Annotated in this window: 8 protein-coding genes; 1 reads left to right on the top strand and 7 read right to left on the bottom strand. The window is 40.4% G+C overall.

All coding sequences use genetic code 11. From position 1 onward, the window contains the following. Positions 1 to 34: 34 nt before the first annotated feature. From HS960_RS05160 to HS960_RS05135, 6 genes are read right to left on the bottom strand one after another with little or no spacing between them, the layout of a single operon-like run. A complete protein-coding gene (locus HS960_RS05160; protein ID WP_182331554.1) occupies positions 35 to 1,786 on the bottom strand; it encodes a right-handed parallel beta-helix repeat-containing protein in 1,752 nt (583 codons plus the stop codon). Between the two features lie 24 nt (positions 1,787 to 1,810). Next, complete coding sequence (locus HS960_RS05155) at positions 1,811 to 2,431, bottom strand: SGNH/GDSL hydrolase family protein (RefSeq protein WP_182331553.1); 621 nt, start codon at positions 2,429 to 2,431, stop codon at positions 1,811 to 1,813. A gap of 30 nt (positions 2,432 to 2,461) precedes the next feature. Next, complete coding sequence (locus HS960_RS05150; RefSeq protein ID WP_159732362.1) at positions 2,462 to 2,896, bottom strand: hypothetical protein; 435 nt, start codon at positions 2,894 to 2,896, stop codon at positions 2,462 to 2,464. Between the two features lie 15 nt (positions 2,897 to 2,911). Beyond that, positions 2,912 to 3,991: a fibrobacter succinogenes major paralogous domain-containing protein gene (locus tag HS960_RS05145; protein ID WP_182331551.1), complete on the bottom strand. Its 1,080-nt coding sequence runs from the start codon at positions 3,989 to 3,991 to the stop codon at positions 2,912 to 2,914. Between the two features lie 26 nt (positions 3,992 to 4,017). Then, positions 4,018 to 5,616: a RagB/SusD family nutrient uptake outer membrane protein gene (locus tag HS960_RS05140; protein WP_182331549.1), complete on the bottom strand. Its 1,599-nt coding sequence runs from the start codon at positions 5,614 to 5,616 to the stop codon at positions 4,018 to 4,020. A 10-nt stretch (positions 5,617 to 5,626) separates the two neighbouring features. Continuing rightward, on the bottom strand, positions 5,627 to 8,743 hold the full coding sequence (locus HS960_RS05135) for a SusC/RagA family TonB-linked outer membrane protein (protein WP_182331547.1): 3,117 nt from the start codon (positions 8,741 to 8,743) through the stop codon (positions 5,627 to 5,629). A gap of 242 nt (positions 8,744 to 8,985) precedes the next feature. On the opposite strand from HS960_RS05135, the gene HS960_RS05130 reads away from it, so the two are divergent. Next, entirely contained in the window at positions 8,986 to 12,924 is a 3,939-nt protein-coding gene (locus HS960_RS05130) for a hybrid sensor histidine kinase/response regulator transcription factor (protein ID WP_182331545.1), read from the top strand. Between the two features lie 47 nt (positions 12,925 to 12,971). Here the strand turns inward: HS960_RS05130 and HS960_RS05125 are convergent, their stop codons facing one another. Then, entirely contained in the window at positions 12,972 to 14,966 is a 1,995-nt protein-coding gene (locus HS960_RS05125; protein WP_159732345.1) for a glycosyl hydrolase family 28 protein, read from the bottom strand. Positions 14,967 to 15,356: the final 390 nt, after the last annotated feature.

Here is a 15,356-nt window from a genome sequence, read left to right as displayed (position 1 = left end):
CTACCTTGACCCACGCTATTTCAATTTATATAGGTCAATCTTTTCCTAATAGTTTTTTAACCTGATTAAAGCCATTGTCAAAAACTTGCTCATTGACACAATTTTTCAGGTAGATCGCATAATTTCCGTAATATGGAATACTGGAACGATTACTACAGTTATAGATTCGATTTTTTGTTATTTTAATGCCATCAGTCGAAGATACAAAGATCGCCGAATTTGCACAGTCGTTGATCGTATTTGCCTGGATAGTAATATTGTGATGTACCCCCGCGGGCTTGTCAATCCCTCCTATTTCATGTCCTGTCTTAACGGCTATGGCGCCATAACCTGTCAGGGTATCGTCCCATCTGAGGTAGTTACCGCAATTATCTATCCTGTTGCCTGTTATAGTGGCCTTTTTCACGGTTGTCGCTTCAAACCAGCGCTCCATATCACAGGAAAGTAAGATCGCCGGACCAGAAATATTCCATATTTTATTATTGCTGATCACAACTTTCTTGGACTGAACTACAAATCCGCGAGCACGGCTGTTTGAAACCATGCAATCCCGTATAATGGTCGACGGTGTGCGTGTGTCTTTTGCAGCAAAATCGCCTACATTGACATTCTTTGGGATAGATTTTAATTGATACTGTCCTTTGCCGCGAAACTTGACCTTTGCTTTGCCCTTGGGCAAGCCTGTTTTACCGTCCAAAAATTCGATAACATCATCCTTGAAAGCCCAATCATCTTCGACGGGAGCTTTCGTCCAACCATTGATCAATAAAACTGAGTCAGCACCGATCTTGCCGATATGGCACAAACGACTGTGTATATTAATGGCATCATCGCCCAGTCCAACAAATTCACAATGCTCGGCCTTAAACGTACCCGCCATTGAGGCTACATGTATGCCATCCGCACTAACCGACATCAAACGCCCAGAAGTTGGTTTGGGTTTCATACGAATACGCTCCAGCGTCATATTCCTGGAGCGATGACGACTATCGGCTAGATCTGATACGTACATCGCAAATGCAGGCCATTGCCAGATGGTGATATCGCGCAATATTAATGTATTGACACCTAAAAAACTAAAGCAGGGATTGCCGGTAATCTTTAGTCTCAGATTGATAAGTTCGCCTTTACTGAGTTTATGAGCCTCATCATTATAAATTTTCAGACGTAAGGTACTTAGCTTTTCGATGTGTGGCCAATTTCCATTCTTAAGATCACAATGCGTGGAAATATGATAATTGGGTGTTCCATCGGCATTATAGCTGAGCTGATGCATGATCTTGAGCTCAGCTAAACGATCCACATATCCAGAAAACTCAGGTAAAAGATCAAGAACATAGAATGACCCTTCCGGACTATCGCAAGTCCCTACGACAGTGCCATTGATACTTACGGGCCGGTCGACATCAATAAAAAGGTCGTGCATAATAAGATCTTTACAGTCGCTGACTTCCAATAAACTATTCCAGCTGACATTGGAACTGAACGGATCGAACCCGGTAGCCATAAGTGTAGATGTATTCGTCCCGGGGCTACCATAGATCTCAATTCCGATTTTACCGGAAAGTCTCAATGACGATGAAAACGAGTAGGTTCCCGCAGGAAAGTATACTTTATCACCATCTTGGAGACGATCAAAAATCAACTGTAAAGCCCGACGGTCGTCTTGCCCGTCATTCGGTAGCACTGCAAAATGCGTAACGTTTATAATTTTTGCATTTAAATCTGTCCAACCTAACAGTAATTGAACCAGTATTCCAAGCCTGAAAAAGGTTAATCGTGTCATAAAAAACGGCTTATAAGATCAATACTATAATATAGATTTTAAAAGATTCTTAACTTCGCTCGCCCATATCCCATAAGCTTCTTGGTTGATATGTGTGCCATCGGTCGTATATTGCGCGTTGAGACCTTTCGATGAGCTAAGTTTGCCATTTATATCCAAATAGTAAACTCCTTTGCTTTGACAATAGGCATTCAAATAGCTGTTGAGGCTATCGACCTGAACCTTACTCTCCGGATTATCCTGTTGGTACAAAATGGACTGGACGACGGGTACAATCTGATGTTCTTTCAGCCCATCTATGAGCGAACGGTAATTGCTCTTGGTACGTTCCAAAGGGATCCCCACACCGATGTCATTAATACCGCCCTCGAGAAAACATACGCGAGGTTTTAAATCAATAACGTTTTCCTTTAATAGCCAGACCAGATGTGAGGTGGTAAACCCAGGGAAACCGCTATTTTTGACGTCGCTACGTCCTAACAATGTTGCCCAATCTCCCCCTTTGGTAATCGAATCACCAAACATAACGATCGTTATCTTTTCATCATTTTGATCAGACATCCACTTAAAGCCTGTTAGAATCCCGGCCAACAAAACTGAGCCAATGAAGAATAAGAGCATCTTTGGAATATACTTTCTATTCACAATTTCTATTTTTAAGTCTATGGTTAATCATTATTTAAACCGCTGTACTTTTAAGCGCCGTACCTCATCAGTCGAGCTGAACTCGGAGTTTTTAGCTTCAACTTTCCAATAAATATCTCCTTGTTCACCTAATTTAAAATGCATTGTATTCATCAGCGAATCCAGCACAAAGTGAGTCAAAAAATATTTTTCACCTACTCCGGCAGATATCACTTTTCTTTCAGTGGTAAGTGCGGGATCTACAGCAAGAAGAAGATTGTAATCTATATAGGGTCTCTTCGAAAAATACTCGAATCCGACCAGCATACTTGGATTATTCTTATCCAATATAACCAGTGAATCTGCCACCGGTTTGAGCAATACGGTCGGCTGAAAGCCGACCTCATAAAATTCATTATCGTTTTTGCAGGAAAAAAACAGATTGATGCTAAGGAAAGCGAAACTGATATATATTTTATTTTTCATAATGGCTAACTTAAATTAGTTCATGATACAACGTACATTGTAGTGAAAATTACCTCCGCCGGCGCTGCTCCTCGATTGTGTATTGATATCTGGATTACCTGGATCATTGTAAATAATCACCGCTGATGCTTCACCCGCGCGGTCCGCTGAAAGTGTTTCCCAAGAATATTGATACCCTTTTAAGGCCGGCGATGAAGTCCAGAATCCGCACATAGTCCCCGGATCGGTGAGAAACGAAAGTCCTTCATTCCAATAAAATCCCGAGGGCACAATATTGAATTTGACCTCATCTGTAATTGCTCCATTTTGAATCCAGAACTGTGGGTTTTTGACTTTATTACCTGAATTTGGTCCGAGGTAATTGATGACTTCTTTCCACTCTGCTAACGCAGGAACATGCCAGCCATCTGGACAAATGCCCTGAATATTTTCACCAGCCAGGGTTTTCTCCCGTGCGATGGCTTCATCACGGACGACCGTGCCCCATGAATAAAATCCACCTGCAATATTCCGAATAGCAGCCGGACTGTCTTCAGGTGCTAGTTTTCGAGGTAGCGGAAGGGCTGTACCGTCTGCATATACTTTTGCCCTAAGGTTCTCCGACATCATAGTAACAAGCTTGCCTCCGGGCAAGACAAATTGCAATGCCTTATAATGTTCTTGATCCCGAGGGTCGACAAAGCTGGATACTGAAACCAAAGCATCAAAATAGCGCCATACGCTCTCAACTTTTCCTTGATTTCGCTGTTCTAATTTCCAAAAAAAGCGACCTGAATTTTTAAATGATGGGTTTAATTTCTTCAGATCATCCAAAAATTCCTGATTGGTAATTTTATAGCTGGCTTTCGCTCCAACTTCGTATCGGATTGGATTGTCAAAATTCTCGTCAACATCCAACATTAACGTATAGGTAGCTCCCTCCCGCTGTACCCAGCTGAATTCCTGCATCGTCTCATTGTCAAAATAATCAATTTTTATTTGTGTGCTATTCATCGGTAACAGCTGTTGCACCCAAGTAGGGTTAACATACGCTATCTCTTCTTTACAGGAAATGAATAAGAGGAGCATGAATAAATAGATGGATTGTATCTTCATACGTTTCAGTTTTAAGAAATTGACCATTAATATCCTGGGTTCTGTTGTATATTAGGATTAGCATTGAGCTCTTCATTCGGTATGGGCCAGAGATAATCTCTGTTGGGATTAAAAGACCTACGGTCAACGACAATAGGGATATACTGCCAATAGGTTGTAATGTTGCCGTCCGAATACCAGGAAAGCTTGGATTTATCATAACCTTGTGCATCGACCATAACGGTTTCAGCAATTTTCCAGCGTCGAACATCAAACCATCGCCTTCCCTCCGCAAAAAACTCTACACGTCTCTCATTGCGAATTACTTCTGTCATAACGGCCTGGGAAATATTAGGCATCGCTTGAGATACTTTCACCATCCCAATGCGGGATCTAACTCTGTCGAGCAATTCATAAACTTGAGCTGTCGGACCATGAAGCTGATTCTCTGCCTCTGCCCAGGCAAGCAATACTTCTGCATAACGCATTACAATTCGATCTGTAGTTTCATTGGTCAATGTTTTGAGATAGGGGCCAACAAACTTACGGACTGTAAATGATGTGGCGACATCCCAGTTGGCCGGTACGTAATGTGCCTGATACCAACCTTGGCCATCTAACCTAAACTCGGAACCGGGAACAACGATGGATAGCTGCAACCGCGGATCACGATTGTCAAAAGGGCGGTCTTTATTATAAGTAGGGTCGCCTGCAATAAATGCACCATCGGTGGTACGGATGTCACGGATTGGATATCCATTCGTAGTATAATAACTATCAACCATCTGAAGAGTCGGCGTAAAGTTATTCCAATTGCCAAAGATTTTAGAAACCTCGCTGCTCTGCAGATCCTTGGCATAGTTGATCTTAAAGATAATCTCGGGGTTATCTTTTTGCTCAATACCGGCTGGCTGAAAAAGCTCAAAGTAATTAGGATACAGCTGATAACCCAGTTTTTGGATCTGTTGGGCCAGGGAAATGACAAGCTCAGGCTTGTTCATCCATTCGGCCACCCGAAGTTTCAACATCAGAGCCGCGCCTTTGGATGCACGCTCTCCTCCTACTGCGACCGGAAGCTGGTCTATAGCATAATCAAGATCGTTGTTTATAAACGATAGTACCGCATCCAATTTGCCTCGTTCGGGATTGTTTAAAACGGTTTGTTCGTCCAAAATGGGTACCTCGCCATAAAAACAGATCAGGTCAAAATAGTAGTAAGCCCTTAAAAAACGTGCTTCAGCACCTATTTTAGCCTTGTCCGAATTAGCGATTGCATCTGCGCCAGCGAGCCCTTTGAGCAATGAATTTGCACGTGAGATGCCTCTAAAGTTATATTTCCATTTGACCAATGTGAAATCGCTGTCACCCGTCTGCGTACCGGATGCAAATTGTGGCGCAGGGTCCCAGGAATGCGAATTGAAGGAATTATCACTCATATTGTCGTAGACATAAGGAACCATCTTATCAGGACTGTCATAGTACAATTGATTGTATACTCCGTTTAATAGCGTGTTAGCTTGCTCCGCTCCTGTCAGAAAGCTTTCAGGGGTTACTTTGTCTTCGGGAACCGTATCCAGATAACTTTGGCAGGAAGCGGATAGCATTCCTGAAATAATAAATGTATAAAACAATAGTTTTGAGTTCATGTCGATTAGTTTAGAATGTCAAATTCACGCCAACGGTGTAAGTTTTCACTTGCGGATAGTTTCCGATCCTTGTCCCTTCTCTCGGATTGCCCGAAGCTTCAGGGTCAAAACCTTTATAGTTTGTCAAAGTCAGCAGATTTTGTCCGCTTATAAAAAATCTACAGCCTTGGATCGAAAGCCTACGAAGTGCCTGATCAGCCAGGCTGTAACTGAATTCTATGTTTTTGACCCGAATGTATGAGAGGTCTTCTACGAAATAACTGGACTTTAAATTGCTCCGTTGATTGTCAAAGTAAACACGCTGATAGGTATTATTGGGCTGCTCAGGTGTCCACCTGTCCATAAGCCAACTAGCCCCATTATACCCACCGTTAAAAAATGGTGTAACGAGCTGTCCTGCACTCCATCCTCTGCCCCCCTGCGTACCCTCCAAAAGAGTACGCAGCTCAAAAGCCTTGTATTGAATATTAAGGTCTGCAGAAAATATATAATCTGGAGAGGTATGCCCCAAAACCACCTTATCCTTATCATTTATAATACGATCACCATTCTGATCTTTCAGCCTAACATCTCCGGGTTGGGCTCTCAGGCCTGCGTATGAATTTAACAAGGAATGCCCATCCTCATCGAAGGTCCGGAGGTGCTGCTGAATCTCACTTTCACTCTGATATATACCTTCGGTATCGTATCCAAATAACGAAGTGGACTCTACGCCTTCTTTTAATATTGCACCGTCGAAAATAATTGGACTCATTCCCTTCAAATCAGTGACACGATTCTGATTGTGGGCGACGGCTACATTGGCCTTGAAGAGCCATTCATTGATTTTCTTATGGTATCCCAGCGCCACCTCAAGTCCTTTATTGCGCATTTTACCAGCATTCTGGAAGGGGACTTCTGTAAAACCGAAGGTACTGGAAATAGGCAGCTGTAGGAGAATAGCACTTGTATTTTTAATATAGTAGTCGGCTGTTACACTAAAATCCTTAAAAATCTGTAGGTCAATACCGATGTTAGTCTGTGTCGTCTGTTCCCAGGTAAGCCCCTTGTTGGCGATCACCGAGACGGCAGCGCCTACGTTGTCGAGATTGTTAAAAATATAGTTGTTCTGCCTTCCCCCTAATGCTAATATATCAGCACCAGCATAGGGGTTGCCAATATTTTGGTTGCCGAGTATCCCCCATGATCCCCTTATCTTTAGATCCTGAACGAAGGTAATATTCTTGAAAAAACGTTCTTGGGATAGACGCCATCCAGCAGAAAATGAAGGAAATGTCCCCCATTTATGGCCTCGTGCAAATTTGGAAGCGCCATCGTACCGCAAGTTGCCCTCAAATAGATATTTGCCCTTATAATCATAATTTAACCTTCCGAAAAATCCAATGGAGGTTTCCTTGCTTCCCCAATCATTATTTTTGGTAGAGGAAGGGTCGCCCACACTAAAATAAGGCAGATTGGCGGACAGCCGCCTGATTGATGTCTGGAAATAATTGCCTTTCCATTGAAATTGCTGAAAACCTACCAGAGCTTTAAAATGATGATCTTTTGCTAAGTCATAAAGATAATTGAGGTTTGCCCAGCTGGAAATAGTACCATATTTATTTGAGCTTTTGCTAATGGAAGATTCTCTAGAATTGTTTTTTCCAATGATGCTGGTTCCGTCGGCGGCTCTGGTTACCAGAAATAGATCTACATTTGGCGCATAAGATAGCTGCCGATCATTATTGGTCACATAGCTCAATGCACTTTCAAATGTGAGCCGGGGCGTAAGGTTAATAGTCAAATTGGCGATTGTATTTAAATTGCTATTATCAAATGTCTGCCCTCCCCCTGCTTCTTTAATTGCATCGCTATAGAACCAGTCGGTCCATCCGTAACCTTCTATCTTTGGGATTACAAACGGCGCCATTTGGGTAATTCGGGCAATCGTTGCTCCAGCTCCTTCAATCAGATCCTTTGTCTTGCCAATATAGCCCGACACAGTAAGCCCCAGATGTGCTTTATTGTTTAAAAATGAATGCTGGGTATTGAATCGGAAATTATATCTATCGTAATTTGTCCCCTCAACAATACCTTTTTGGTTGAGGTATCCTGCGGAAATGGCATAAACAATATTTTCCTTGCCGCCACTAAGCTGTAAATAATGGTTTTGCTGTAATGCAGGCTTAAAATAGAAATCTGCCCAATTGTAATCCCTATAGCGCACAGGGTCTTTAATATCTTTATAATGACTTATATATTCATCGTCATATTGCGGCTGGAAACCTGAATTCATTTTCGCTTCATTCAGTAGCGTTAGATAATCATAGGAATTCAACAATTTTGGATACCGCGTCACTTGTTGGACTGCGGCGTATCCATCATATTTTATTTTCAGTTTTCCTTCCTGCCCCCTTTTTGTCGTAATCAAAATAACACCATTAGCCGCTTTATTGCCATATATAGATGCCGATGCAGCGTCTTTTAGTACGGATATGGAGGCGATATCTTTGGGATCTACATCATTAATTGCTGCTTCAAACCCGTCTATTATGACCAAAGGTGATGCATTGTTCAATGTACCGATCCCGCGGATCGTTAGGGTACCGCCATCAGCACCTGGCTGTCCTGAACTTTGAGTTACTTGCAGTCCGGCCACTTTTCCAGCTAGCGCCATAGAAGCATTTGTGATAGGACGGCTTTCTATATCAGCCATTGAGACAGATGTGACTGCCCCCGTGAGATTTACTTTTTTTTGTTTTCCAAATCCTACGACAACGACATCTTGTAGTCCAAAACTGTCCTGCTCGAGTTTGACCATTATTTCTCCAATGCCAGATTCGACCTGAACAACAGTCTGTTTATAACCCAAAAATGAGACTTGCAGACGCTGTCCAGAACGAACGTTAATACTAAACCGTCCCTCACTATCGGTCTTGGTACCTGTCTGCGTTCCCGTTATTTTAATATTAGCACCTGCGAGTGGAATTCCCTGCGTGTCAAGGACACGCCCGCTGCGGATTTCCTGTTCGCGATATCGATCTATAGAAATAGCTTTTGTTCTCCAAGCCGCATGAACGAGAGGTGGCTCTAGTATAAAAACAAAGAGAAAATAGAGCATACTACGGTTTAATTTTTTTCGGTTCATCTCTTTCAAAAATTTGGTTATTGGTTATCTCATGCAACAAAACAAGGTGTGATCTGTAACATCGTCCCGAAAATAAGGAGTTATTCCAACTAAAAAAGATAATATGGTTTAAATATGGATGAATTTAATTTTTCATCATTTTTTTTTGAGGAACTGAACGATATTACAATTAAATAAACGATATTATATTTATTAATCTATACATAGTTGTTTATTTGACAAATAAGCAAAGCCTAAAGAAAATGACTCTAAAAACGTTTTTCATATTTTGTTATCTACTGTTTACTTGCCTATGGCTGGATGCACAGCATATCAGAAAATATAATAAGCTGACACAAGAAAATGGCCTTCTCTCAAATCGGGTAACCGCAATCTCTGAAGACCCTATTGGGCGTGTCTGGATAGGAACGAGCGATGGCATTAACCTATATGACGGCGCCCACATAATCAGTAATCCAAAGTCGATAAGTGACTCTACTTTTCAACCGGGCAAAATCATCGAAATTAAGTCATTTAAACAGGAAATGATCATCGCTGCTGACAATGGCATATATAGCTATGATTTCAACAGCAATAAATATAGGCTATTGATCAAAGCCGAATTGCATAATACGTCGAAAGCCTTGGCCTTGACAATAGATGCTGTAGTAATACTCTGCAACAACACGTTATACAAATGGGATGAACAAAAAATTTCTATACTCAATAACCATGTATATTTTAATAGGATTCAGGCGGATAATCAAGGTAATCTATGGGGAGCGACCTTTACCACCGTTGCTAAATGTGACAAAAAAGGGAATGTCTTAGCCAGTTTTAATTTCTCCGAGAGCTATGACAGGGATGTGCTCATCACCTCGCTGTACTGTGACAACAAAAATCTGATCTGGGTAGGAACAAAAAGACACGGTATCCTGCGCTTCGATCCCATCCAAAATAAATTTAAGGCGCAGCTACCACAACCCGCACAGATCCAAAATGTATGTAGTATTGCCGAAGACGCAGAGGGTAGACTTTGGATAGGACATAACAAAGGTGTCGCTGTATTTGATTATATCAACCAGTATACAGAATATCGGATGTTAATAGAGAACTTTGACAATGAACTTAATTCTACAGTCTGCGCAATCTACAAAAGTAAGTTTGATGACATGATATTGGGGACTTATTTTAATGGAGCATTCTGTCTCTCGAAAAATGATTCATGGTTAGATTTTTTACACGTCACTAATCCCGAAAGAGCGCGTGGAATCGTAATCAACAATATACTCATGTCATCTAAAAAACAGCTTTGGGTTGCAACCAACGCCATCGGGATAAATGTATACAATGGACAATCACAGGTAATAAAAAGGTTTAATCAGGAAAAAAACAAAATCAGTGATAATATCATATCACTAGAAGAAGATGCTCAGGGAAATATTTGGGCTGGGTCTGAATCAAACGGTTTATACTGTTTAGCTGATCAGGGAAGCAAAATCAAGCATTATCAATATGATAAGAACATCGCATCATCTTTACCAAATAATAGAATATTCTCCATCCGAAACTTCAACCAGGATTATCTACTTGTGGGGACAGATGGTTTTGTAAGCATATATGACCGCCATAAAGATAATTTTACAACTCTACTTAAAACGACCTCGACGATCAATGACATCATGGTAAACAATCATCTGATATGGATTTGCTGCCTCGATGAGATCGTATGTTATGATTGGAGCAAAAAGACAACTAAAATATATAAGAAAGAGCTGAATAAGGGAAATAGGATACAATTTCTTTCGATGCTCCTTGATGGAGAAAATGTCCTTTTAGGAACAAAGCAAAACTACCTTTATTTTATTGACAAAGATGGTCACCTACTTCCTTATCCTGGTCGAGGAAAAATCAATGTTCAAATACATGGTATCAAGAAAGACAACTTGAAGCGGTACTGGCTATCAACAACAAATGGCTTGTACTGTGTTGATACCGACCGGTCCATTAAAAATTTTAATGTCAGCTGGGGTTTAAACACGTCCTGGTTTAACGAACGTTCTGCCTACTATTACAATGACACCTTATATTTTGGCTCTGTTGACGGAATATGTTTTTTTAAGGCTCCACAGCTCGACCCGCTTCCAGTACATAAACCTTTACTCTACTTTTCTGATTTTAAAATATTTAATATCAGCCAACTTAGAAACAAAAAGTATTTTGAAAAAGGCATTGATCATACGAATGAAATCGTGCTCCCTTATGATCAAAATATGATTTCTATTGAGGTGAACCAAGTAAATTTCGATCCGCAAAGCCGCGAAAACTATCGCATATTTTATACTTTAAAAGACATTGACAAACGTTGGTATGAACTTTCGAAAGCTTCAGGAACAATAACTTTTACTTCCTTAAAATCAAAAAATTACGAACTCCATATTAAGTTAGTAGATCTGAACAATAATATCATTGCCACAAAAAAAATGCTGATCAAAATCAAACCCCATTTCCTGTTGAGCAATATTATGCTGTGGGTATATGGAGCATTGGTGATTGTGGCCCTCATCCTATTTAGAAAGTTCTTAAAAAGACGGCATTTGAAAATCTTGAAGATAAAACTGGCTGAAGTAGAAACGTCTAAATTAGAGGAACTGAATAAAAGTAAGCTTGATTTTTTCACCTATATGTCTCATGAACTTAAGACTCCCTTAGCTATTATAATGGCGATACAGGAAGACCTTTTTTCCAATCATAAGATTGAAAACATCAAGAAATATGAAATCTCCCAAAAAAATATCAAACGGCTTACGTTCCTGATAAGTCAATTAATGGAATTTAGAGAAATTGAAAGCAGTAATTTGCCATTAAACACCATTAACGGAGACCTGGCCACCTTTTGTCAAAATATCTTTTCGATGTTTGCGCCTTTATTCGACCGTAAAAACATCAAATACCGATTTGAAAACCCATCAATGGATGTAAATGTCGACCTCGACTTTGACAAACTGGAAAAAATAATCAGCAATCTGCTGAGCAATGCGTTTAAAAACTGTGAGGTGGGTGGCCAGATAGCTCTTGTACTATGCGTTTCCAAAGACACCAATGAAGTTGTTATTCATGTAAGCAATACGGGCAGTTATATACCACAGGACCAGATTGAAAAAATATTTGAACCTTATTTCAGACAAAAGTCAACCGGCAATTATTATGACAATAATGGCATTGGTCTAGCTTTGGTTGTAGGTCTCACAAAGCGTATAAACGCACAGATTGAGGTTAAGAGCAGCATTGAAACTGGAACACAATTTACACTTACTATACCAGTGGATAATTTTGCATCCGAGCTTCCGGATGACCCTGATCTCGAATTAAATGCTACAATTGAGCTCATAGACGACGTGATTTACACTGATAACAGCCAAATAAGATTTGATGTTCCGTCAGAAGGCAATACGCATAAAATTCTTCTGGTAGAAGATCATACTGATCTGGCAGAACTATTTAGAAATAAATTACTGGAATCCTACCATGTCATCATCGCTCACAATGGACAGGAAGCTTTAGAATACATTAGGAATAATCCGATCGACATGGTGATCAGCGATATTATGATGCCCATCATGGATGGATATGAATTATGCAAGCATTTGAAAAGTAACCCGAAGACCAAACACATCCCGGTTATCCTAATGACTTCTTATGATACGATTGCCAATAAAATCAAAAGTTATGAATTAGCCGCAAATGGCTATATCAATAAACCCTTCAGCACACAGGAGCTACTGGCTAAAATGGGCAGTTTATTAAAAAATAAAGCTACGTTACGCCATTACTACAGTCAGGCGGAGCCTTTACGAATTAAAGAAGAAGCAAACTCACAAGAGGAAACTTTTATTTTAAAAGTGCAGGAGATTATCGTTAGAAACATTGCGGAAAATAATTTTTCAGTCCATCAACTAGCGCAAGAAATGCGCATTAGCAGAACCCAGCTGTATCTATTGCTGAAAAAAATAACAGACCTCACTCCTACTGATTTCATTATTAAAGTCAAACTTGATTATGCTAAAACCTTATTAAAAGACCCATCTTTTAGCATTTCTGAAATTGCATATAAGTTAGGCTATTCCAATGCAAACTATTTTAGCAAGCAGTTTAAGGATTTCTTTGGTATAACGCCAAGCCACTATAGAAAGGCTAAATAGTCACTATCCATTTCAATCCTGACGATTGAAATGGATAGCAAAAATGCTTATTGATATGCAATTTCTGGATTCCAGTATGTGGTATCCCAGCCTGAATTGGAACGCTGATCCACACGAAAGGATAATTCGTCACCAAAGGTGACAGGCAAATTAATATCATGCCAAAATCCAGTGGTATTATTATAAACAACAGTCTGCCAGCTGCTTGATGGCCAGACCATCACATTATTTTTCCAAATGCTTACGTTTACACCATCCCCACCCCCGATATCATTTTTACGAACCAATCCGGTAATTTTTACGGTACCCGATTTTGGCGCATTCCAAACGAGTATCGGCTGGCTATTATCGGGATGAATATAGATGTTACCGCTACCGTTCCATATAGCGTCATAACTACTCGAACCGCGCCAATGATTTGATCCGTCCGGATTCCAGCTCATCAAATTTGTACCTATACCTGCCTGCCAGTATTTATAGTACCACCTGCGGGTTCCTTGTACCGGCGAAAAATCGGTCGATGCATTATAGACATCGCTATTAACTGTTCCGGATGGACTGACAATCTTGACCGAATTCGCATACTGATTCATGGTCAAATGGCTATCTTTAAAATCTTTAACATAGTTACCGTTAATCTTAACATTCTCTAGGGTCACTCCTTCAATACGATGGCTGTCATTCCAACCGATCAATTTGATTTCGTTACTGCCGCCAGATGTGGACGTAATATTCTTATAAAGTATGTTTGTCATTGCTCCGGGCCAATTCCAGTTTCCGGTCAACGAACCAAAATAAAATGTTTCATCCATCTGAACATTTATTAGTCTTTTTGCTCTTTCTACACGGATGTCTTCAAAGGTTATATCATTAAAATAGGTGCCATGTAAGGCGAAAATATTGATAGCGGAACGATCAGGGAGAACATCCGGGTGATTTTTGTCATCGTAATTATATAGGATATCTATGTTTTGAAACTTAATGTTCTGAAAATAGGCCGCGCGTGTTTCAGCGCCGATACCAATGGTGTTATTTGCATCAGCCCATAATTGTGCATTTTTGTAGATTATATTATAAACGGGCAGTGAATTTGCGGGAATTTGATCCGACATTCCTTTGATGGCGACTGCATCGTCTGCAGAGTGGATAAAAGATTTATCAAAAGTGATATCGTGACTGCTGTTGATATTAAATCCATCGGAACTGGCAAAATATGGGCTGACAGCTTTATAATTAGTTACATTGACAAAAGAACAATTGTGCATGGCAGAAGTCCAGCTTCCTATGTTTCGATTGACAATGATATCTTTCACAGTCGAGTTGCTTACTGCGCCCAATGCCAGGGCGATATCATCCGTTGGACTGTTGTAATCGTTGAGCAGAATGCCCCTCCCCCTTATTGTCACATTTGACGCATTATCTATTTTTACTCTTCCTCTGATAACGGCTCCGCCGGCGATATATAAGGTTTTTCCGGAACTCAAAGTTAGTGGCGGCTGCGAGCTCAAATCGTAATATCCCGGACCATAATACAAGACATTGGGGTCTGTCGCTGATGGAATATTACTTTCTGGCTCTTGGGCAAATAAATGCAGTACCTTTCCTTGGTAATCGTTGTCTAATACAAGTGATATATTGGTTGGCTGAGAGAGTGTGAAAGTAATCGTGTTGCCGGATCTCACCCCTGTGATACCCAATGATGAAGGCACTAATTTGAAGCTGCTGAAGCCGCTGGAAGGGGTAATCGATATCGATACAGTACCGCTGAAATCAAAGTAGCCATAACTAACGCTATTTCCCCAGCTGTTATTTCCAGCGTTATATAGGCCGACTGGATTTCCACCCGCACTAACTGTAAAGGCCGTTGACTTGTACTGATTTGGCAGGCTGCTGGGCAAAGGATAAGTAGTTACTGCTGTGCTTAAATTAGCTTGGACAGTCGAGTTTGCTGATTTCAGAAATTCAGCTTCTTCTTTTGAAGGTGCTATTTTGTTGCACGCGACAAAGCATAGCCATAAAAATGGCAAAATAAATGATTTCATAGTTGATCTATAAGTGGTTAATTGTTAGGTTAAGATAGAGAAACTCCAGAAAAATTGCCACGAACTGATCAATTATTGAACAAAAGTGTAACACTTTAAACTTTATTAGTAGTAGTCGCCATGTTAATTAATCACTTTTTATTTACTCCTAGATCGCTAAAGACAGTGGTGCCAATGTTGTCATCGATATCAATATCTTTAGCATCTAGGTGATTTTGATATCTCAAATGCCCGAAACCATATTGGCCATTCTTGGTCACTGAAATAAACTTTCAAGATTATTACAAACTGTAAGGCTAAGGTATTGGCTTGAAAGTAGGATTGGTTACGGGAAACTGTAGCCAATATACCCAAGGATGTTTCTCAGGTAATTAAGGGAAAAATTTCTAT

The sequence above is a fragment of the Sphingobacterium paramultivorum genome, from assembly GCF_014109745.1.
GTDB classification, from domain to species: domain Bacteria; phylum Bacteroidota; class Bacteroidia; order Sphingobacteriales; family Sphingobacteriaceae; genus Sphingobacterium; species Sphingobacterium paramultivorum.
The sequence above is the reverse complement of the archived record's forward strand: the minus strand, read 5'-3'. Positions and strand labels throughout refer to the sequence as shown.

Coding starts and splice junctions, on each gene's coding strand:
- HS960_RS05135 (WP_182331547.1), bottom strand. CDS start 8,743: ATGAACCGAAAAAAATTAAACCGTAGTATGCTCTATTTTCTCTTTGTT.
- HS960_RS05160 (WP_182331554.1), bottom strand. CDS start 1,786: ATGACACGATTAACCTTTTTCAGGCTTGGAATACTGGTTCAATTACTG.
- HS960_RS05125 (WP_159732345.1), bottom strand. CDS start 14,966: ATGAAATCATTTATTTTGCCATTTTTATGGCTATGCTTTGTCGCGTGC.
- HS960_RS05145 (WP_182331551.1), bottom strand. CDS start 3,991: ATGAAGATACAATCCATCTATTTATTCATGCTCCTCTTATTCATTTCC.
- HS960_RS05150 (WP_159732362.1), bottom strand. CDS start 2,896: ATGAAAAATAAAATATATATCAGTTTCGCTTTCCTTAGCATCAATCTG.
- HS960_RS05140 (WP_182331549.1), bottom strand. CDS start 5,616: ATGAACTCAAAACTATTGTTTTATACATTTATTATTTCAGGAATGCTA.
- HS960_RS05130 (WP_182331545.1), top strand. CDS start 8,986: ATGACTCTAAAAACGTTTTTCATATTTTGTTATCTACTGTTTACTTGC.